The organism is Umezawaea tangerina (assembly GCF_003002815.1).
Lineage (GTDB): Bacteria > Actinomycetota > Actinomycetes > Mycobacteriales > Pseudonocardiaceae > Umezawaea > Umezawaea tangerina.
The window spans coordinates 19,352-39,550 of the sequence record NZ_PVTF01000002.1 but is presented as its reverse complement, the minus strand read 5'-3'; the positions used below and the strand labels follow the sequence as shown (position 1 = coordinate 39,550).

Here is a 20,199-nt window from a genome sequence, read left to right as displayed (position 1 = left end):
CTCACGCCGGGTCCGCGGGGAGGAAGGCGTCGATCATGCTCGCCATCCGCTTGGCCGAGTCGAAGATCGCGGCCCCGCGGGACCGGTCGCCGTCGAGGTGCGCCAGCATCTCCAGGCCGAGGTAGAAGGCCAGGACGGTCATGGCGACCTCCTGCTTCGGGATGAACGCGGCCAGCGGGGTGCCGTCGAGGAAGCGGCCGATGAGCGAGCCGGTGAACTCCTCCCACCGGTCGATCTCGGCGCGCACCCCCAGCGCCAGCCCGCTGGACCGCGCCGCGCCCGCGACCAGCTGCTGCACGGCGGCGATGTGCCCGGTGGAGATGTCCTCCTCGTACAGCTCGCGCAGCGTCCGCAACATCTCCTGCGCGCGGTCGAGGTGGTCGGTCCGCTCGGTGTAGCGGGCCATCCGGAGGTCGCTGCTGTGCCGCATGGCGGCCAGGAACAGGTCGTCCAGGTCGTCGAAGTGGTAGTAGATGACGCCGGGGGTGAAGCCGCCCGTCGTCGCGATCGCCCGTGCGGTGGTGGCGGGGAAGCCCTGTGCGGCGAGGGTGTCGATGGTGGCGCGCAGGATGCGGTCGCGCGCCTCGGCTTTGCGGGTCATCGCCGCCAACCTTAAAGGTGCTCAGGGCACCCGGTGCGGTCGGACTCCCTCGCCGGCGAGGAACGGGTCCAGTCGGCGGCCCAGCTCCGCGAGGTGGTGGCTCGGGACGCTCGGGTACAGGTGGTGCTCGAGGTGGTAGGTCAGCTCCAGGAACATCGCCGGGATGATCCGGCCCCGCAGGGTGCGGGTCTGGGTGAGCGGCGTGTCGCCGTAGTCGTGGTGCGGGAGGTACACCGTGAGCAGCGGGTACACCCAGCTGCCGACGACGGCCATGACGGCGTAGACGAGCAGCGCGGGCGTCCTGGACCACAGCAGCGCGCCGCCGCCGAGCGCGAGGAACGGCGCGCAGGCCTCTACGAGGAGCCAGGTGCGCTGGACCCGGTCGCCCGCGGCCCGCCTGAACGCCCACCGCCACAGGCCGACCAGGAACACCGGCCCGTACAGCACCGCGCCGACCAGCGACAGGTTCGCCGGGTAGCCCTCCGGGTCGTCCTCGTGCGGGAAGATCCGGTGGTGCTGCTCGTGCGTGGCCCGGTAGGCGTGACCGCTCTCCAGCAGCACGAGACCGCACAGGAACAGCGCCCACTCGGTGCCCTTGCGGCCGAGGCCGATGGACCGGTGCACGACGTCGTGGGTCACGGTCACCACCGCGACGAAGATGCCGAACACCACGACCGGTGTGAGCCACCACGCCCACGGCGTCGAGTCCGCCCACCACGCCGTGAGGGCGAACACCGCGACCCCGACCGGGGGACGCGCCAACGCGATCAGCCGCCTGCGCCGGTCCGTCGCGAGCAGGTCGGTGCCGAGCTCGGCCAAGGAGGGTTTCACGCTGTCCTCACCTTCGATCGACGTGCCGTCCGCAGGACCCCTTCGGCGACGATCCGGCTGCCCAGGACGCACGCCACCGTGCCGAGCCCCGGCCAGGTGGAGTCGCCGACCAGCCGGAAACCGGGAACGCCCAGGTCGTGCGGCACGGCGTGCTGGTTGCTGTTCGCGGGGCTCTGCCGGACCCCGCCGACCGCGCCGCGCGGGCGCGAGGTGAACCGCTCGTAGGTGCGCGGTGTGCCGACCTCGCGCACGACCGCGGCCTCGGCGAGCTCCGGGTACACCCGGCGCGCCTGCTCGACCAGCAGGTCGCCGAGCGCGTCCCGCCGCCGGGCGTGCCCGACGTCGTCGAGCCCCTCCCAGTCGGCCAGCTCGGTGTGGGTCGACAGCATGACCGCGCGGAACCCCGCCGGCGCGCTGTCGGTGTCGCCGGGGGCGGAGACGGACACGAACATGTTGTTCCCGTCGCCCAGCCGGGTGCCGTAGGAGCGCAGGATCTGGTGGTGCGTCAGGGTCCGCCCGGCGACCTCGTGCTCCGGCACGCCGAGGCAGACCACGACGGCGCCGCCGAGGTCGCCCGCGTCGCGGCGCAGGAACGGCGCGAGCGCGGCCCGCACCCCTGGCACGTCGCTGATCCCGGCGGTCGCGGCCGCCGTCACCGAGCTGACCACCTGGCCCGCGTGCACGGTGCCGCGTCCGCTGTGGACGACGAAGTCGTCGCGCGAGCCAATGATCCGCTCGACCCGCCAGCCAGTGCCCAGGACGCCGCCCAGCGAGCGGTAGTGCGCGACCAGCGCCCGCCAGAAGCCGCGCATCCCGCCGGTCGCCCTGGTCAGCCCGGCGCCCCGGATGGTGATGCCCAGCGCGGCGTTGACCAGCGGCGCCCGGTCCACGGTGCTGTGCACGGTGTCCTCGACCAGCATCGCCAGCAGCCCGACCAGCGCCGCGTCGTCGCGCAGGCCGTGGTGGGCCAGCGCCCCGCCGAGCGTCCCGCCGATGTGCCGGGCCAGCGGCAGGTCCCGCGGCCGCATCGCGCGGGCGTTGTGCAGGACGTCGGCCGGGGTCCGCATCGGCATCCGGACCCCGGCGCGGCTGGCCCGCCAGAACCCGTCGGCCAGCCGGTCGAGCAGTGCCCAGAACGCCCGGTGGTCCGGCGTGTCCCCGAACGCCCGCAGCCGCTCCCGGTGCCACGCAGCCTTCTCCCGGTGCAGCACGACCGTGCGGTCCGGCAGCCAGGCGGCGTAACCGGGCAGGCACTCCCCGGCGGGCGGGGGCATGCCGACGGAGTCGAGCAGTTCGGCACCCACGCCGCCGGGCTCGAAGTCCACCAGCGTGGTCGCGCCCACGTCGAAGCTGAACCCCCGCCTGCGGTAGTACCCGGCACAGCCCCCGGCGTGGCCGTGCGCCTCCAGCACGACCGTGGACAGACCCCCGGCCTGCAACCGCAGCGCCGTCGCCATCCCGGCCAGCCCGCCGCCGACGACCGCCACGTCGTATCCGCGGTCCGCGAGCGACGACCTTGGTTGAACGCTCGTTCTGAACATGCGTTCAAAGTAGCGGGCGGCCTGAAGGCGGGCAAGGGTCTGTCGTTGTTCTGCCTGCCGACGGCGGGTGGGATCAGAGCAGCTTCGGGCTGGTCAGGTCATCGGGCGGGTGGGCCCACCTCGTCGGAGGTGGGCAGGAGGGTGCCGAGGCCGGTGACCCTGAGCACGCGGGCGAGGAAGTCGGGGACGTGGGAGAGGGTGGCGGTGGTGCCGTGGCGGACGCCGGCCTTGTACGCGGCGATGAACACGGTGAGCCCGCTGGAGTCGACGAAGGCCAGCTCGGTCAGGTCCAGCGTCACGTCGGCGTCGGCCAGCAGGGGGACGAGGGCGTCCTGGAGCTTGGGGGCGGTGCTGACGGTCAGTGCGCCCGCGACCGACACGACGACTCGTCCGGGTGTGCGTTCGAGTGTCCACGACAACTCGTTCACCTTGCGTGTTCTCCTTGGGGGACAAGGCCTTCGGTCCAGTGGCGTCGGACGAGGCCGTGTGCGGCGGGGTAGTCGCGCAGCGCGGTGGCGAGCTCGTCGCCCAGCTCGGCGGACAGCCGGGGGTCGGCGCCGCGGACGGTCAGCAGGTGGTCGATCCACCTGGCGGTCTCGGCCAGCGGGCGCGGGTCGCCGGTGAGCAGTGCGGCGGAGACCGCGTGCACGGCCTGGTGCGGGACCTCGCGGGCGACCTCGGTCGCCGGGCCGTCGGTGGTGGTGGCCGACCAGCGGTCGCGCAGGGTCTGCACGAGGCGCTGGTGGCCGACCTCGATGGCGGCCTGCTCGGCCATCGGCGCCTTGGGCAGCGGGGCCGCCCGGCGCACGACCGGCGGCAGGTGGTGCAGCGCGTCCACGGCACCCTGTGCGTGCGGTGCCCACGCGGTCGCGCCGAGCGCCCGTGCGCGCACGTCGTCCGAGCCGAACGCGGAGCCGCCGACCATGATCGGGACGCCCGCGGTGGTGCTGGCCTCGATGAACCGCCGGGTCGTCGGCAGCGCGCCCAGCACCGAGCAGCTGACCGCCGTCGCGTCCGGGCCGACGTCGTGCAGGCACTGGCTGAGCCGGGCGGGGGAGGTGCTCGCGCCGAGCAGCACGGTGTCCCAGCCGTCCAGCCGGATCGCGGTGCCGATGATCATCGCGGGCAGCGCGTGCCACTCGCGCTCGGCGCAGGCGACGACGACCTTGCCCCTGGTCACCGGGACGCGGTCGGCGAAGCGGGTGACCACCTCGGTGGCCGACACGGCGACGGCGGTCGCGGCGTGCTCCTTGGCGACCGTCCACTCGCCGCGCTGCCAGCGGTCGCCGACCGCCCGCTGGCCGTGCGCGATCACGTCCACCAGCACGGCCAACGGGTCCACGCCGTCGTCCAGGAGCCCTTGCACGAGGGCGATCGCGGCGGGCGCGTCCACTGTGGACAGCGCGTGGTCGAAGGCCTCGGTCGGCAGCCCGTCGGGCGTCGTCACCGCTCGGTCACCGCTCGCAGGACACCGCGAGCAGGGCGATGTCGTCGTGGGCGCGGCCGTCGAGGTACTCCACGACGCTCTGCTCCACGGCCTCGCACACGGCCACCGGACCCGCGCCCGCGTAGGCGGGCAGCAGGGCCAGGAGCCGGTCCATGCCGTAGAAGCCGTCGGACCCCCTGGCCTCGTCGACGCCGTCGGTGAACATCAGCATCGTGTCGCCGGAGGTGAGGGTGAACCGGACCTCGGTGTAGTCGATGTCGCGCACCACGCCCGCGGCGATGCCCGCGACGTCGAGCTGGTCCACCACGCCGTCGGCGTGCACCACGATCGGCGCCGGGTGCCCGGCCACCGCCACGTCCACCTCGGCGGACGTGCCGTCGGGGGAGGGGCGGAAGCGGGCGCAGACCACCGTGACGAAGCGGGTGGAGTCGTTGTCGCACAGCACGTTGTTCAACGCGCCCAGCACGGCGGAGGGCCGCCGGTCGAAGTGCGCGGCGGTGCGGACGCCCTGCCGGGCGCGGCCGGTGAGCACGGCGGCCTCGACGCCCTTGCCGCACACGTCGCCGAGCACCAGCAGCCAGTCGTCGTCCGAGCCGTGCACGTCGTAGAAGTCGCCGCTGATCTCCAGGTGCTCGGCCGCGGGCCGGAACCGGGCCGACACGCGGGCACCGGGGATGGCGGGCAGTGCCGGCGGGCGCAGGCTGGCCTGCAACACGGACGTGATCCGGCCGCGCTCCTCGTAGAGCCGCGCGGAGTCCAGCGCCAGCGACGCCTGGTCGGCGATCAGCCCGGCGAACTCCACCTCCTGCTCGGGGAACCCCCGACCGGCGCCGCGGATCATCACCAGCGCGCCGATCGTGCTGCCGCGGGCGCTCAGCGCCAGGCACAGCACGTCCGCCGGGCGCAGCCCGATCGCCTCGTCCCGCAGCCGGGGGTCGGGGATCATCGTCCCCAGCGCGCCCGTGCTGTCCAGCTCCATGGCCACGTGCAGCAGCTCGTGCTGACCGGACCGCAGCACGCGGTCCAGCCCGCTGCCCTCGACGAGCGCGCGCGGCACGCCCGAGGTGTAGGTCGGGTCGGAGCCGCCGTGCAGGTCGAGCCCGCCCGCGTCGTCGACGAGGACCAGCATCGCCCAGTCGGCCATCCGCGGCGTGATGAGGTCGAGCAGGCGGAGCACGGTGCGGCGGAGGTTGAGCGACCCGGTCAACGCGCTGGTCACGTCGATCGCGAGGTCGACGCGCAGCTGGGCCTGCGCCAGCAGCTCGTGGTCCGTGGCGGCGGTCTCGTCACCCAGCACGGACCGGTCCACCGGGTCCACACGCAGCGCTCTCTGACCACTGGCGGTCATGTCTTCCTCCTCCCCGACGAGGATCGGGCTGGGAGGAGTTTACCTACCGGGTGGTCGGCATCCCGTGAGTCCACGCCCGAGCGCCCCGAACTACCGCGCGAGCAGGCCGCGGACGACCAGCCCGAGGACCCCGTCGAACTCCGCCCCGATCCCCGGCCGCGCCCACTCCGAGGCGAGCAGGGGGTGCTGGAACCGGGCCACCGCGTCGAAGACGGCCCGCGCCGCCACGTCGGGCGGTGTGGGGGCGAAGTCGCCGGACGCGAGGCCCGCCTCGACGATCGCCCTGAGCTGGGCGAGCAGCTCGGTGACGTGCTCCTCGACCACGTCGGTGTGCTCGACCGCCAGCGTCCGGTAGGTCTCGAACAACTCGGGGTCGTCCAGCGCCTTCGCGCGCTTGCTCTCGAACGCGGCGGTGAGCCAGCGGCTCAGCCGTTCGGGCGCGGGGTCGTCGCTCGCGGCGATGGTCGCGAGGACGGCTCGTGCGCGGGTGAGCCAGCGCCTGGTCACGGCCCCGCGCAGCGCCGCCTTCGACGGGAAGTGCCGGTAGACGCTGCCGTGGCTCACCCCGAGCGCGCGCGCCACGTCCAGCACGGTCGCCTTGGCGAGCCCGTGGCGGCGCAGGACGTCCTCGGTGGTCGTGAGGATCGTCTCCACCCGCAGCACGTCCTTGGTCATCGCCAAACGATACAGGTGACTGACAGAATCTGGATTCTGTCAGTCAGATCCCCTAGGGTCGGCCGCATGGAAGACCTGATCGACATCACCGAGCTGGACAACCGGGGGCGCTGGGGTGCCGAAGACGAGCGCGGCACGCTGAACCTGATCACCGACGAGGTCCGCGCGAGAGCCGCCGCCGAGGTCCGCACCGGGCGTTCGGTGTCGCTGGCGCTGCCCATCCGGCCGACCCCGATCCTCAGCGGCCCGTTCGTGCCCGAGACGTCCGAGTCCTCCGCGGTCCAGCACGTGATGGTGCTGGCGGAAGCGCCCCCGCCCGTGACGGCGGCGGCGGACCTGGTCGTGGTCACCAACCACCACGCGAGGTCGACGCACGTCGACGCGCTCTGCCACATCGCCGTCGACGGGCTGGTCTACCCCGGACGGCCGCGGTCGGAGAGCGTCGGCGCGTCCGGCGCGGTCCACGGCTCCACGACGGCGTTCGCCGAGGGCTTCGTCACGCGGGGAGTGCTCCTGGACCTCGCCGCGGGCGGACCGCTGCCCGCGGGCCACCCGGTCACCTCGGTCGACCTCGACGCCGCCGAGGAGCGCCAGGGCGTGCGGCTCGAACCCGGCGACGCCCTCGTCGTGCGCTGCGGCTGGGGGTCGGCGCCCGACCCGTCCGGGCCCCTGCCGGGGATGAGCGTCGACGCCGTGCGGTGGATGCACCGCCGCGGCGTCTCGCTGTTCATCGCCGACGTGGGGGAGGCCCTGCCCCCGCTCGACCCCGCGCGGCCGCTGCCCCTGCACGCGATCGGCCTGGCCATGATGGGCATGCCGCTCGTCGACGCCGCGGCGGTCGACGACCTCGCCGCCGTGTCCGCGGAACTGGGGCGGAGCAGCTTCCTGCTGTCCTTCGCACCGCCCAGGTTCCTCGGGCTGACCGGGGTTCCGGTGAACCCGCTCGCCATCTTCTGACGGCGTGGCGCGAGTCCGGTGTGGACCGCGGTCCGGCGGTCCACACCGGACTCACGATCGGGGGACACCGGGGACGTCCGGCGGTCGCGCGTCATCGGCACGGGGCGCCTGCCTTTACCATTCCGCGGGTGACCGCCTACGACGATCTCGACCTCGACACCTCGACCCTGCCGGTGCGCCAGCAGCGGATCCTCGTCGCCATCCGGGACTGGTCGACGCGGTACGGGTACTCGCCGAGCACGCGCGAGATCGGCGAGGCGGTCGGGCTGCGGTCGCCGTCGTCGGTGTCCAAGCACCTGGCGAGCCTGGAGGACAAGGGTTTCCTGCGCAGGGGCGCGTCGATGTCGCGGCCGATCGACGTGCGGATGTTCCTGCGCGAGCCGTCCTCGGGGGAGCGGGCCGACGACTCGGTGCGCGTCCCGGTGGTCGGCGACATCGCGGCGGGCAGCCCGATCCTGGCCGAGCAGCACGTGGACGACGTGCTGCGGCTGCCGCGCGAGCTGGCCGGTCGCGGTCGGGTGTTCGGGCTGCGCGTGCGCGGCGACTCGATGGTCGACGCCGCGATCTGCGACGGTGACATCGTCGTGGTGCGGCAGGAGTCCGAGGCCCACTCCGGGCAGATCGTGGCCGCGATGATCGACGACGAGGCGACCGTCAAGGTGTACCGGCGGCGCGGCGGCCACGTGTACCTGGAGCCGCGCAACCCCGCCTACGGCGTCATCGACGGCGACCGGGCGGTCGTGCTCGGCACGGTGGTCTCCGTGCTGCGCAGCATCTGACCGGGGGTCGTGACAGCGTGATTAAATCAGTTGCTTGACTCAGGTCGCTCTGTCCGGTTTGACTGGGTCCGTCATACCGCCGAACGCGCAGGAGGTCGCCCGTGACGCAGGTCGATGACGGGACGACGATCGGCGCGGCGCCGCGCCGCCTGCCTGTACGGTTGTGACCGTGGTGGTGGATGTCGGCAGAACCCCGCGGGCGGCCCAGGTCGGCGCCACCCGTCACCAGATCCTGACCACGGCCGAGCGGCTGTTCGCCGAGCAGGGCCTCTACGCGGTGTCCAACCGCCAGATCAGCGCGGCGGCCGGGCAGGGCAACAACGCGGCCGTCGGCTACCACTTCGGCACCAAGGCCGACCTCGTCCGCGCGATCGTGCACGCGCACTCCCGGCGGATCGAGGCCCTGCGCGTGGACGCCGTGGCGGCCGTCGCCGGGTCGAGCGAGGTCCGCGACTGGGTGGGCTGCCTGGTGCGGCCGCTCGCCGGGCACCTGGCCTCGCTCGGGCAGCCCACGTGGTTCGCCCGGTTCAGCGCGCAGGTCATGACCGACCCGGCGTTCCAGGGGATCGTGTCCGACGACGCGCTGGCCGAGGCATCGCTGCGCGAGGTGCTCGAGAACCTTGGGCGCTGCCTGCCGGACATGCCCGCCGACGTGCGCGTCGAGCGCGCCCACATGGTCCGCCACCTCCTCGTGCACGTCTTCGCCGAGCGCGAGCGCGCCCTCGCCGACGGGGGAGCGACGCCGCGGCCCACGTGGGACGCGGCGGCGACCGGGCTCGTCGACGCGATCACGGGGCTGTGGACCGCCCCGTTCACGGTGGACGAGCCGTCCGGGGTGCTCGCCTCCGACTGACCGCGGGCCGACCGCTCCGCAGTCGTCCCATCACGTTGCGTCGTCCTCTGTCTTCGGACATGATTAAGTCAGTCGATTGACTCAATCGATCTGCTTGACGAGGGGCGAAGGAGTGCGACGGATGAAGGTCTTCGTGGACGAGGACAAGTGCTGCGGCGCGGGGTCCTGCGTGCTGTCCGCGCCGGAGGTGTTCGACCAGCGCGACGACGACGGCGTCGTGGTGCTGCTGGACGCCGAGCCCGCCGAGCACCTGCACGCGGCGGTGCGCGAGGCCGTCCAGGTGTGCCCCGCGGCGGCCATCACCCTCGCGTGACGGGCATCGCCCCCGACCGGGGCGCGCACCCCACGGCCCCGACGAACTGACGCCCTCCGCCGTGCCCGAGACGGCGGCGGTCCCACCGGAAGGACAGGCGATGACGAGCACGATGGACCCCGCGGGCCACAGCCCGGCCGAGGTTCCCGAGTACCCGATGCCCAGGGCGGAGGGCTGTCCGTTCGACCCGCCGCCCGCCCTGCGCGAGCTGCAGGAGCAGGCGCGCGTGACCCGCGTGAAGCTGTGGGACGGCACCACCCCGTGGCTGGTCACCCGGCACGCCGACCAGCGCGCCGTGCTCACCGACCGGCGGGTCAGCGCCGACATGACCCACCCGACCTACCCGCGGCAGGCGGCGGGCGGCGGCGGCACGCTGAGCTTCATCGGCATGGACGACCCCGAGCACGCGCGGCTGCGCCGCATGGTGGGCCCGGCGTTCATGGTGAAGCGGGTCGAGGAGATGCGGCCGATGGTCCAGGCCATCGTCGACGACGCGATCGACGCGATGCTGGCCGGGCCGAACCCGACGGACCTGGTGGAGGCGTTCGCGCTGCCGGTGCCGTCGCTGGTGATCTGCAAGCTGCTCGACGTCCCCTACGGCGACCACGACTTCTTCCAGGCCAACAGCAGGACCATGATCAACCGGAACTCCACCCCGGACGAGCGGACGTCCGCCTCCGCCCGGCTCGCGGAGTACCTCGGCGCCCTGGTCGCCCGGAAGCTGGAGAAGCCCGGCGACGACCTGCTGTCCCGGCTGGGCGAGAAGATCAAGGCGGGCGACCTGACGGTCCGCCAGGCCACCGAGATGGCCGTGCTGCTGCTCATCGCCGGTCACGAGACCACCGCGAACATGATCGCGCTGAGCACGGCGTTGCTGCTGCGCAACCCCGACCAGCTGGCGATGCTGCGCGAGTCCGACGACCCGGCGCTGGCGCGGAGCGCGGTCGAGGAGATGCTGCGCTACCTCAACATCACCCACGGCGGACGCCGCCGCGTGGCGCTGGAGGACCTGGAGGTCGCGGGCTGCCCGGTGAAGGCGGGGGAGGGCCTGGTGATCCCGAACGACATCGCCAACCGCGACCCCGAGGCGTTCCCGGACCCCGACCGGCTCGACATCACCCGCTCGGCCCGCCACCACGTGGCCTTCGGGTTCGGGGTGCACCAGTGCCTGGGGCAGCCGCTGGCCAGGCTGGAGCTGGAGATCGTCTACCGCAGCCTGTACCGGCGGGTGCCGAACCTGGCGCTGGCCACCGACTTCGAGAAGGTGCCGTTCAAGCACGACGGGTTCGTCTACGGCGTCTACGAGCTGCCGGTGAGCTGGTAGTCCGGTCCCCGCGTCCGTCCACTCCGCACCGTGCGGAGTGGACGGACGCGCGCGGTCAGACCGCCGACCACCCGTTGTCCACGGGCAGCACCACGCCGTTGCGGTCGCTCGCCGCGTCCGAGGCGAGGAACACGACCGCGAGCGACCTCGTCAGGCCCACGACGCCGTGCTTGGACGCGGTGTTGACGACCGCGCCCTTGCCCTTGGCGGGCATGTGCGGCATGACCACTCTGTCGCCCCGGAGGCTCACGTCCGGATCTTCCGCGGGATGAAGACCGCCACGGCGGCCGCGACGAGGGCCGCGCCCGCGCCGATCGCGATGATCACCCGGAACCCGGCCAGGGACGGCACGACCGCGGGTCCGAACGGGACGGTCAGCTGCGACAGGACCACGCCCGCGACGGCGCTGGACACCGAGGTGCCGATGGACCGCATGAGCGTGTTGAGGCTGTTGGCGGCCGCGGTCTCCGACACCGGCACGTTGGCCATGATCAGCGACGGCATCGCGCCGTAGGCCAGCCCGATGCCCGCGCCGATCAGGCACGAGACGAGCACCAGCTGCCAGATCTGGCTCATCAGCAGCAGGTTGAGCGCGTACCCGGCGGCGACCACGAGGGTGCCCGCGATCAGCGTCGTGCGCGGCCCGCTGGTGCGGGTGATCCGGGCGGAGACCGGGGCCATCGCCATCATCACCAGCCCGGACGGGGCGAGGACCAGGCCGACGACGAACATCGGCTGGCCGAGGCCGTGACCGGTGGCGGCCGGGAGCAGCAGGAGCTGCGGCAGGACCAGCGACATCGCGAACATCGAGAAGCCGAACACGGCGGAGGCGAGGTTGGTCAGCGCCACCGGCCTGCGCCCGCTGGTGCGCAGGTCGACCAGCGGCTCCCTCGTGCGCATCTCCCATCGGCCCCACGCGAGCAGGACGACGACCGCGACGGCGATCAGGCTGAGCGTGAGGCCGCTCGTCCAGCCCCACGAGGTGCCCTTGGACACGGCCAGCAGGAAGCACACCAGGACGATCGTGAGACCGATCGCGCCGACGAAGTCGAAGCGCCCGCCGGTGCGGACCGACGACTCCGGCACCAGCGCCACCACCAGTGCCGTGGCCACCACGCCGAGCCCGGCGGCACCCCAGAACAGCACGTGCCAGTCGAAGCTGTCGGCGACCAGCGTCGCCACCGGCAGGCCGAGCGCGCCGCCGACGCCGAGCGAGGCGCTCATCAGCGCGGTCGCCGAGCCGAGCCGTTCGGTGGGCAGTTCGTCGCGCATGATGCTGATGCCCAGCGGGATCACGCCGGAGGCGAGGCCTTGGAGGACCCGCGCCACGACCAGCGGTGCCAGGCTCGTGCTCAGCGCGGCCAGCACCGAGCCCGCGACCAGCAGGCCGAGGCTGACCAGCAGCATGCGGCGCTTGCCGTACATGTCGCCGAGCCGTCCGACGGTCGGGGTCGCGACGGCGGCGGCCAGCAGCGTGGCCGTGATCGCCCAGGCGGTGTCGGCGGCCGTGGAGCCCAGCAGCGCGGGCAGCCGGGGGACCAGCGGGATGACGACGGTCTGCATCAGCGCCACCGTGACGCCCGCGAACGCGAGCACGGAGACGACGACGTTGGGCCGCCTCACCTCGATGGCCGGTGCGCCGGGCGGTTCGGCCCGCGCGATGGATGGTGTGGACGGCACGAGCGGCCTCCGGTCGTGTGTGCGACTTGGTTCGCCATGATTAAAGCAGCCGCTTGACTTAGCGCGACGGGGCCGTGGCGCAGGTCATCCGCCGTGACGCGCCGGGGTCGGTCGATGACGGAACGCCACCACCTGCGCTTTTAAGTCAGTCATTTGACTCAAACTCGGGAACTCGGTTAGCTGGATCCATCGAGGCCGAAGATCGTCCGCCCGATCCCGTTCGCGGCGCCGCGAACACCCTCGTGCCATCCAGCGCAGCAGAGAGGTGTGCATGTCCACGCCACAGACCTCGCCCGTCGTCCCCGCCGAGCTCGGCTTCGACCCGGAGGAGCTCCGCGCCCGGTACCGCGCCGAGCGCGACCGCCGGATCCGCCCGGACGGCAGCGCGCAGTACCGGCGTGTCGACGGCGGGCTCAGCTCGTACGCCGACGACCCGCACGCCGACCGGGAGCTCACCAGGGCACCCCTGGAGGACCGGGTCGAGGTGGTCGTGGTCGGAGCCGGGTTCGGCGGACTGCTCGCGGGCGCGCGTCTGCGCCAGGCCGGTGTCGAGGACATCCGGGTGGTCGACGAGGCCGCCGACTTCGGCGGGACCTGGTACTGGAACCGCTACCCCGGCATCCACTGCGACATCGAGTCCTACGTCTACCTCCCGCTGCTCGAGGAGGTCGGCTACGTCCCGAAGTGGAAGTACGCGCCTGGGGAGGAGATCCGGCAGCACTCGCGGGCGGTCGCCCGGCACTTCGACCTCTACCGCGACACCTGCTTCCAGACCCGCGTGACCGGACTCCGCTGGGACGACGACACCTCGGAGTGGATCGTCACCACCGACCGCGGCGACCGGATGAGGGCGCGCTACGCGGTGGTGTCCAGCGGCACCCTGAGCCGCGCCAAGCTGCCCGGCATCCCCGGCCTGGAGACGTTCGCGGGCAAGGCGTTCCACACCAGCCGCTGGGACTACGACTACACCGGCGGCTCCGCGGACGGCGGGCTGGACAAGCTGGGGGACAAGCGCGTCGCCGTCATCGGGACCGGCGCGACCGCGATCCAGGTCGTGCCGCACCTCGGTCGCGACGCCGAGCACCTCTACGTGTTCCAGCGCACGCCGTCCTCGGTCGACGTCCGCGGCAACCGCCCCACCGACCCGGAGTGGGCGCGGTCGCTCACCCCCGGCTGGCAGCGCCGCCGGATGGACAACTTCCTCGGGATCGTCACCGGCGGGCACGCCGAGGAGGACCTGGTGGCCGACGGCTGGACCGGCAGCGCCCGGCTGCTGCAGAACCTCATCCCCAGCAACGCCTACGCGGATCTCTCCCGCGAGCAGCGCGAGCAGGTGGACGAGATCGTGGACTTCCAGAAGATGAACGAGGTCCGCGACCGGGTGGACGCCGTGGTCGCCGACCCGGCCACCGCCGAGCTCCTCAAGCCCTGGTACCGGTACATGTGCAAGCGGCCCACGTTCAGCGACCACTACCTGGAGACGTTCAACCGTCCGAACGTCACCCTGGTCGACACCGCCGACCACGGCGGGGTGGAGCGCATCACCGGGAACGCCGTGGTGGTCGGCGGCCGCGAGTACGAGGTCGACTGCATCGTCTTCGCGACCGGGTTCGAGGTCGGCGTCTCCGGTGTCCTGGCCGGACTGCTGCCCGTGCACGGCCGCGGCGGCGTCGCGCTCACCGAGTACTGGGGGCAGGGCCCGAAGACGCTGCACGGGTTCTACAGCCACAACTTCCCGAACCTCTTCCACCTCGGCCCGCTGCAGAACGCGAGCTCGGTGAACTTCGTGCACATCCTCGACGAGCAGGCGTCCCACGTCGCCGCGGTGATCGAGGAGGCCCGTGAGCGCAAGGCCAGGTACGTCGAGCCGAGCCCGGAGGCCGAGGGCGCCTGGGTCGCCGGTATCCGCGCCAACGCCCCGGACCTGCACAGGTTCCAGGCCGAGTGCACCCCCGGCTACTACAACAACGAGGGCAAGCCCCGGCAGCGCCGCGAGTCCTTCGTCGACGGGCCCGTCGCGTTCCACGAGGAGCTCAGGCGCTGGCGCGCCGACGGCGGCATGGACGACGTCATGGTCGTGGCCGAATGAGCAACCGCTACGGGCACGTCGAGCCCACGAGCGCCTCGCGGACCGTGCGCAGGCTCACCCCGCCGAACCCGCTGTGGGGCTCCAACGGCGTCGCGTTCGGGCCGGACGGGCGGCTGCACGTCGCCCAGTTCCTCGCCGGGCAGATCAGCGCCGTCGACCTCGCCTCCGGCGACGTCGAGGTGGTCGTCCCACTGGACGGCCCCGTCCAGGCACCCGACGACCTCGCGTTCGGCGCGGACGGGTCCATGTACATCACCGACCTGGTCCCCGGCCGGGTCTGGCGGCGCGATCCGCGGGGCGGGTTCACCCTGGTGACCGACCAGGTCGCCGTGCCGAACGGGATCACCTGCGTCGGCGACCGGCTGTTCGTCAACGAGATGCGGCCGGGCGGCCGCCTGCTGGAGCTGTTCCCGGACGGCGGCGACCCGCTCGTGCTCGCCGACGACCTGGCCATGGGCAACGCCATGCAGCTCGGCCCTGACGGCTGCCTCTACTACCCGCACATGTCGACCGGCGAGGTCTTCCGCGTCCCGCTCGACGGCGGCCCACCCGAGCTGGTCGCCGAGGACGTGCACGAACCGGTCGCCGTCCGCTTCTCCCTCGACGGCACCCTGGTGGTGCTGTCCCGCGGCGCCACCGGCATCGTCACCCGCCTCGACCTCTTCGGCTCCGGCGACCGGACCGTCGTCGCCAGCGGCGTGGTCGGCCTGGACAACGCCGCGTTCGACGACGACAACCGCATGTTCGTCTCCAGCTTCGCCGGCGGCGGCATCACCGAACTGCACCCCGACGGCCGCACCAGACCCGTCGTCCCCCACGGCCTGGACGGCCCCTACGGCGTCACCGTCGACCTCGCGGGCACCGTCCGCGCCGCCGACCACTACCGCATGGTCGACCCCACCGACGGCACCACCCACGAGCTCACGACCTTCGTCCACGGCATCACCGCCGACGGCCCCCTGTTCCACCTGACCTCCCAGTACGGCGACGTCCGCACCTACGACCCGACCACCGGCACCTTCCGCACCCGCGCCAGGAACCTCAACCGCCCCACCGGCATCACCACCCGCGAGGACGGCACCCTCGTGATCGCCGAGTCCGGCACGGGCCGCGTCCTCACCATCGACGAACACGACACCGTCGAAGTACTGGCCGACGGCCTCGACCGCCCCGTCGACGTCGCACTCGACTCCGCCCAACGCTGCTACGTCACCGACGACCTCCGCGGCACCGTCTCCCGCCTCGAACACGGCAAACCAACCCCCGTGGCCGAAGACCTCGACACCCCACAGGGCCTCGTCGTGCACGGCCACGAACTGCTCACCGTGGAAGTCGGAAAACGACGGCTGACCGCCATCGACATCACCACCGGCCAAACGAGGATCGAGGCCGAAAACCTCCCTGTCGGCCAACCCCCAGGCCCCACCCGCCCAGACCCCGAACCCGCCCTCTTCACCCACGGCATCCCAGGCATCCCACGCCAATTCGCCGGCCTGGCAACCGCACCGGACGGCTCGCTCTACCTATCAGCCAACGGCGAAGGCACAGTCATCCACCTATCCCCACCCGTGCAATAGGCAACCACCACAAACGGCGAGCAAACGGCCCACCAACGCTGGAACAAACACACAAGCGGCCCACCAACGCCGGAACAAACACATAAGTCCCCAACGAAGCTGGAAGCGAGCATGCTCGTCCGCTGGTGCGGTCGGCTTGACTTGGGGTTTTTGGGCTTAAACTTGCGGCGGCGGGCAGGCTCTACCACCTGCCCTTTTTCGCCCGACGAAGCCCAAAAAAGGGGCCCCAAGTCAAGCCGACCGCACCCGGAGACAGCTGTAGCGACACCCCCCCCAAGAAACCACCGCACCGATACCCCGTCCATGACCCCCGCCACCGACTCCCCGAACCACCCCCTACCCCCCAACCTCCACCGCCGTAGCCACAAACCTCACCGCCAACTCCCTCACCTTCACGTTCTCCCTCTGCGACTGCTCCACCAGCAACCGGAACGCCACCTCCGCGTCCACCCTCCGCACCGCCATCAGGATCCCCTTGGCCTGGTCGATCACCGCCCTGGAGCCCAGCGCCTCCTTCAGCTGCCCGATGTGCTCCAGGCTCTGCCGGTACCTCCGGGCCGCCCGCAGCGCCGCTTCGGCCGCCGCCGTGTACAGCTCCAGCAGCGCCGCGTCGAGCGCGTGGAACCCGTGTTCCTTCTCCCCGTACAGGTTCAGCGACCCGTGGTACTCCTCGTCGATGAACAGGGGCGCGGACAGGAAGCTCGCGACTCCCGACCCGGCGGCCGAGGAGGCGAACGCGGGCCACCGCTGGTGGGCTTCGGTCACCGACACCCGAACCACCTTCTTGGTGCGCGCCGACTCCAGGCACGGTCCCTGCCCCGACCGGTACTGGTGGCCGTCCAGGTGGACGGCGTGGTCGTGGCTCACCGCGGCGGTCTTCGGCGTGCCGTCGCCGACCATGGTCACCGTCGCCAGGTCGGCCTCGGGGATCGCGTGGATGGCCTGGAGGCACACCCTGCGCAGGATGACGTCGAGGTCCTCGTCCTGGTCGAGGGTCCGCGACAGCCGTTCCACCGCGCCGGTCACGTCGTCGAGCTGCCGGACGAGCTGTTCGGTCACCGGGTCTCCCGACCCGTTCTGCTCCGCCATCCCGCCTGCCCTCCTCGTCGTGTGCCCCACGGTGTACCCGGTGGGGCGGGCGGCGACACGGGCCGAAGGCCCTGTCGACTACCTCGTTGCCGCAGGTGAGAAGGCCTGAGTCACCCGATCGAGCAAATCTGTGCCGGCGAGGGTAGACATTCGCGGATGGTGGTGGGTAGTGTCCTCCTCGTTGGACGACAGGATCAGGCCCGCGGGCCTGATCACCAGAGGAGAAGGGGAGGGTTGCACACCATCGGATCGCCTGCCTTCGGCCGATAGCGCCGGGCGGGTACCGCAGTCCCGTCGGATAGGGCTTTCCCATCGGATTGGAAGGTGGTCTTCGGTTACGCACAAGCGATCCCCGCTGTTCCCGCCACTCGGGCGGACGAAGCGGAAAGAGGAGATCGGCCTGCTGGCCGATCGATGGCAGTGAAACCCACAATCCTGGAGCCCCGGTGCCACGGCACCGGGGCTCCTCGTGGCGCGGAGGCTCGATGACAGCAGAGGACGACCGGCAGCACCCGCCGAACGCGGTACCCCCACCGCAGACGGCGGCGGAGAAGTTCGACGACGACCACTACCCCGCCTACACGATGGGCCGGGCGGCGGAGATGCTCAACACCACGGCGGGTTTCCTGCGCAGCCTGGACGAGGCGAAGCTGATCGAGCCGCAGCGCTCCAGCGGCGGCCACCGGCGCTACTCCCGCCACCAGCTGCGGCTGGCCGCGCGCGTGCGCGAGCTGGTCGACCGGGGCACCGGGCTGGACGCGGCCTGCCGCATCGTGACCCTGGAGGACCAGCTCCAGGAAGCCAGGGACGCCAACAAGCCCGCGCACCGGCCGGGCGACCCCTACCCACCGCTGCGGGGCGTCTGACCGGGAACCGGTCCCCCCTGACAACGCACGACAAGAGGACGAAGGGCCTGGCGGGCGCCGGGCCCAGCGGCACGCGGAAGCACACGACAGAGAGGACGTTCCGTGCTGATGACGTCGAAGGACGACCTGGTCGTCGGGGTCGACCGCACCCCTGGCGCCACGGTCGTCACCGCCACGGGCGAGCTGGACGCGAACACCGCGCGGGCGCTCGACGAACGCCTGTCCCGGCTCGACGCCACGTCCGGCGTCGTGGTGCTGGACCTGACGGGCATCACGTTCTGCGACTCGGTGGGGCTCGCCTGCGTCCTGGCGGCACCCCACCGCGGCGTCGACCTCCGGGTCGTCGGCTCCCGGCAGGTGGCCAGGGTGGTGGCGCTCGCCGGGACGGACACCGAGCTGCCGCTCTTCCCGACGGTGGCGGCCGCGACCGGTCGTCAGTAGCCGATCGCGGTGGCGGCCACCTCCCGCAGGGACGTCGCCGTCGCCGGGGCGAGGTAGAGCGGGCCGAGGGCGCGCGGCGACTCGCGGAACAGGATCCCGTACAGCGTAGCGGCGTCCAGGTAGATCGCGGTGTCGTTGGGGTGCTTGCCGTCGGCGACGATCAGGTACGACGTGCCCTTCGCGGCGACCAGCGCCTCGAACTCCTCGCTGATCGGCGCGAGCGCGTTCGGCGTCGGCAGTCCGGTCGACAGCGCGGCGTAGTTGGTGTCGATCGCGGCGACGTTGGCGGCCCGGCTGGGGAACGGCGCCGGGTCCACGAGCGCCCAGTTCTTGAACAGCACCACCTTGCCTCCCGGTTTGAGCGCCCGGCCGAAGGTGGGGGAGTAGGTGTCCACCAGGGTGCGGGCCGCAGCGGCCGGGTCGGTGGCGACCAGGGTGCTGTACTCCTGCAGCACGACGTAGTCGTACTTCGTCGACCCGCTCAGCGCGGCCGCGACCTCGCCGCCGTCCCACGTCTGCTGGAGCGTGTTGCCGAAGTGGACCACCTCGGTGAACCGCAGCGTGCGGCCCGCCGCGGTCGCCAGCTGCTGCACCACCTTCGGCGTGTCCGCGCCGGTCGCGGTGGTCGCCGTGCCGATCAGGCTGTTGCCGACGAACAGGACGTCCACCGGGGCGGGGGCCACGGCCGTCGCCGAGACGCTGAACCGCACCGTGAACGGCGCCCCCAGCGGCCCCGACGCGTTGGCGCCCGAGTAGGCCTGGACGGTCAGCGCGTACGAGTCGGCGGTGGCCAGCAGCGGGCAGTCGACGTAGTCGTTGCACAGGAAGTAGGGCGCGGTGTTCTCGGTGCGCGTGTACGTCGATCCCTTGGCGCCCACCAGGGTGAAGCCGACGCTGCCCGCGGTGACGCCGTTGGCGAGCGTCGCCCGCAGGCTCAGGCCGCGGTTGGCCAGGCGGGTCAGGTCGACCACCGAGCCGTCGACCAGCGGGCTCAGCCCGAGCACCGGTTTGCGCGACGCGTTGTTGACCAGCGCCACGTCGGCGACCGCGCGGGTGGCGGTGGCCGTGCCGCGGACCTGGAACTCCCACATCGAGTAGCCGTAGGACGGCAGCGCCCGCCCGGTGAGGTCGATCCGCACGTACCGCGCGGTGCCGCTCACCGCGATGTCCTGCCTGCCGCCGGTCCCGGTCGTCGTCGAGTACGCCGGGGTGAAGGTGCTCCCGTCGGTCGACAGCCGGATCGTGAACGCCTTCGCGTACGCGCTCTCCCAGTTCACCGCGACCTGGCTGACCGTCGTCGCGGCGCCGAGGTCGACCTGGAACCACTGCTCCGCCGAGAACGCGCTCGACCACCGCGTGCCGTCGTTCCCGTCGACCGCCGCTGCCGCCGCCGTGCCCGCCGACTCGGTCGACGACGCCGTCACCGGCTTGCCCTGCGACACCACCGCGTCCGCCGCCGCGGCCCGCGGCACCGCGCCGGTGAGGAATCCGGCGAACAGGCCGAGGAGCACCGCGCCGAGCACGAGCCGGTGCCGGTTCCGCGATGTGTCCAGGACGGTCATGGGGGCGCCTCCCGAGTGGTCCGCAACGGCAAGCCTCCCAACGCGCCCGGCAGTCCGGGAAGACCCCTGACGACCGGTCTCCGTTGACGCTTCACAGCCGCGGGGGAGGTGGTCATCCACCTGGGACGCCCGCGCGCTCCGGTTAAACGGGAGCGTCGACTGTAACGATCGGCGGCGGCTCTCTTGACACGCCTGGTCCGCAGCGAGCAAATGGATCGGGTTTTGC

Annotated in this window: 20 protein-coding genes; 9 read left to right on the top strand and 11 right to left on the bottom strand. The window is 72.3% G+C overall.

Annotated features, from left to right (window positions below):
• Position 1: 1 nt before the first annotated feature.
• From CLV43_RS06215 to CLV43_RS06185, 7 genes are all read right to left on the bottom strand, one after another.
• On the bottom strand, positions 2 to 601 hold the full coding sequence (locus CLV43_RS06215; RefSeq protein ID WP_106186100.1) for a TetR family transcriptional regulator: 600 nt from the start codon (positions 599 to 601) through the stop codon (positions 2 to 4).
• Positions 602 to 622: 21 nt separating this feature from the next.
• Positions 623 to 1,432 (bottom strand): fatty acid desaturase, encoded by an 810-nt coding sequence (locus tag CLV43_RS06210; RefSeq protein ID WP_106186099.1) that lies wholly within the window; start codon positions 1,430 to 1,432, stop codon positions 623 to 625.
• Positions 1,429 to 2,973, bottom strand: coding sequence for a phytoene desaturase family protein (locus tag CLV43_RS06205; RefSeq protein ID WP_106186098.1), 1,545 nt, complete (start codon positions 2,971 to 2,973; stop codon positions 1,429 to 1,431). The genes CLV43_RS06210 and CLV43_RS06205 overlap by 4 nt, the downstream gene beginning before the upstream one ends.
• 98 nt (positions 2,974 to 3,071) lie before the next feature.
• Complete coding sequence (locus CLV43_RS06200) at positions 3,072 to 3,401, bottom strand: STAS domain-containing protein (RefSeq protein WP_170155713.1); 330 nt, start codon at positions 3,399 to 3,401, stop codon at positions 3,072 to 3,074.
• Positions 3,398 to 4,420 (bottom strand): cobalamin B12-binding domain-containing protein, encoded by a 1,023-nt coding sequence (locus CLV43_RS06195; protein ID WP_211304254.1) that lies wholly within the window; start codon positions 4,418 to 4,420, stop codon positions 3,398 to 3,400. The genes CLV43_RS06200 and CLV43_RS06195 overlap by 4 nt, the downstream gene beginning before the upstream one ends.
• 7 nt (positions 4,421 to 4,427) lie before the next feature.
• Positions 4,428 to 5,768: a PP2C family protein-serine/threonine phosphatase gene (locus CLV43_RS06190; protein WP_106186097.1), complete on the bottom strand. Its 1,341-nt coding sequence runs from the start codon at positions 5,766 to 5,768 to the stop codon at positions 4,428 to 4,430.
• A gap of 90 nt (positions 5,769 to 5,858) precedes the next feature.
• Positions 5,859 to 6,443 (bottom strand): TetR/AcrR family transcriptional regulator, encoded by a 585-nt coding sequence (locus CLV43_RS06185; RefSeq protein ID WP_106186096.1) that lies wholly within the window; start codon positions 6,441 to 6,443, stop codon positions 5,859 to 5,861.
• 66 nt (positions 6,444 to 6,509) lie between these two features.
• On the opposite strand from CLV43_RS06185, the gene CLV43_RS06180 reads away from it, so the two are divergent.
• The 5 genes from CLV43_RS06180 to CLV43_RS06160 all read left to right on the top strand — a co-directional run bounded on the left by CLV43_RS06180 (position 6,510) and on the right by CLV43_RS06160 (position 10,669).
• Positions 6,510 to 7,400, top strand: a complete 891-nt coding sequence (locus CLV43_RS06180) for a cyclase family protein (protein ID WP_106186095.1) — start codon at positions 6,510 to 6,512, stop codon at positions 7,398 to 7,400.
• Positions 7,401 to 7,528: 128 nt separating this feature from the next.
• A complete protein-coding gene (gene lexA / locus CLV43_RS06175) occupies positions 7,529 to 8,179 on the top strand; it encodes a transcriptional repressor LexA (RefSeq protein WP_106186094.1) in 651 nt (216 codons plus the stop codon).
• A 163-nt stretch (positions 8,180 to 8,342) separates the two neighbouring features.
• Positions 8,343 to 9,032: a TetR/AcrR family transcriptional regulator gene (locus CLV43_RS06170; protein WP_425445730.1), complete on the top strand. Its 690-nt coding sequence runs from the start codon at positions 8,343 to 8,345 to the stop codon at positions 9,030 to 9,032.
• 121 nt (positions 9,033 to 9,153) lie between these two features.
• On the top strand, positions 9,154 to 9,345 hold the full coding sequence (locus tag CLV43_RS06165) for a ferredoxin (protein ID WP_106186093.1): 192 nt from the start codon (positions 9,154 to 9,156) through the stop codon (positions 9,343 to 9,345).
• A gap of 100 nt (positions 9,346 to 9,445) precedes the next feature.
• Positions 9,446 to 10,669, top strand: coding sequence for a cytochrome P450 (locus CLV43_RS06160; RefSeq protein WP_106186092.1), 1,224 nt, complete (start codon positions 9,446 to 9,448; stop codon positions 10,667 to 10,669).
• A gap of 55 nt (positions 10,670 to 10,724) precedes the next feature.
• On the opposite strand, the gene CLV43_RS46995 is transcribed toward CLV43_RS06160, so the two are convergent.
• Together CLV43_RS46995 and CLV43_RS06155 are read right to left on the bottom strand one after the other, a co-directional pair.
• A complete protein-coding gene (locus CLV43_RS46995) occupies positions 10,725 to 10,919 on the bottom strand; it encodes an SDR family oxidoreductase (RefSeq protein WP_146174655.1) in 195 nt (64 codons plus the stop codon).
• Complete coding sequence (locus CLV43_RS06155) at positions 10,916 to 12,232, bottom strand: MFS transporter (RefSeq protein WP_106186775.1); 1,317 nt, start codon at positions 12,230 to 12,232, stop codon at positions 10,916 to 10,918. Before CLV43_RS06155 ends, CLV43_RS46995 begins: the two co-directional genes overlap by 4 nt.
• A gap of 388 nt (positions 12,233 to 12,620) precedes the next feature.
• Between CLV43_RS06155 and CLV43_RS06150 the strand changes: the two genes are divergently transcribed.
• On the top strand, positions 12,621 to 14,438 hold the full coding sequence (locus CLV43_RS06150) for a flavin-containing monooxygenase (RefSeq protein ID WP_106186091.1): 1,818 nt from the start codon (positions 12,621 to 12,623) through the stop codon (positions 14,436 to 14,438).
• Positions 14,435 to 16,015, top strand: a complete 1,581-nt coding sequence (locus tag CLV43_RS06145; protein WP_106186090.1) for a hypothetical protein — start codon at positions 14,435 to 14,437, stop codon at positions 16,013 to 16,015. Before CLV43_RS06150 ends, CLV43_RS06145 begins: the two co-directional genes overlap by 4 nt.
• 336 nt (positions 16,016 to 16,351) lie before the next feature.
• On the opposite strand, the gene CLV43_RS06140 is transcribed toward CLV43_RS06145, so the two are convergent.
• Complete coding sequence (locus tag CLV43_RS06140) at positions 16,352 to 17,104, bottom strand: GAF and ANTAR domain-containing protein (RefSeq protein WP_106186089.1); 753 nt, start codon at positions 17,102 to 17,104, stop codon at positions 16,352 to 16,354.
• Positions 17,105 to 17,589: 485 nt separating this feature from the next.
• Between CLV43_RS06140 and CLV43_RS06135 the strand changes: the two genes are divergently transcribed.
• Both CLV43_RS06135 and CLV43_RS06130 read left to right on the top strand, forming a co-directional pair.
• Positions 17,590 to 17,970 carry a helix-turn-helix domain-containing protein gene (locus tag CLV43_RS06135; RefSeq protein ID WP_106186088.1) on the top strand — a complete coding sequence of 127 codons (381 nt, stop codon included), beginning with the start codon at positions 17,590 to 17,592 and terminating at the stop codon, positions 17,968 to 17,970.
• Between the two features lie 108 nt (positions 17,971 to 18,078).
• Positions 18,079 to 18,411, top strand: coding sequence for an STAS domain-containing protein (locus tag CLV43_RS06130; protein ID WP_146174654.1), 333 nt, complete (start codon positions 18,079 to 18,081; stop codon positions 18,409 to 18,411).
• Here CLV43_RS06130 and CLV43_RS06125 read toward each other — a convergent pair.
• Positions 18,405 to 19,973: a discoidin domain-containing protein gene (locus tag CLV43_RS06125; RefSeq protein WP_106186086.1), complete on the bottom strand. Its 1,569-nt coding sequence runs from the start codon at positions 19,971 to 19,973 to the stop codon at positions 18,405 to 18,407. The genes CLV43_RS06130 and CLV43_RS06125 overlap by 7 nt on opposite strands.
• Positions 19,974 to 20,199: the final 226 nt, after the last annotated feature.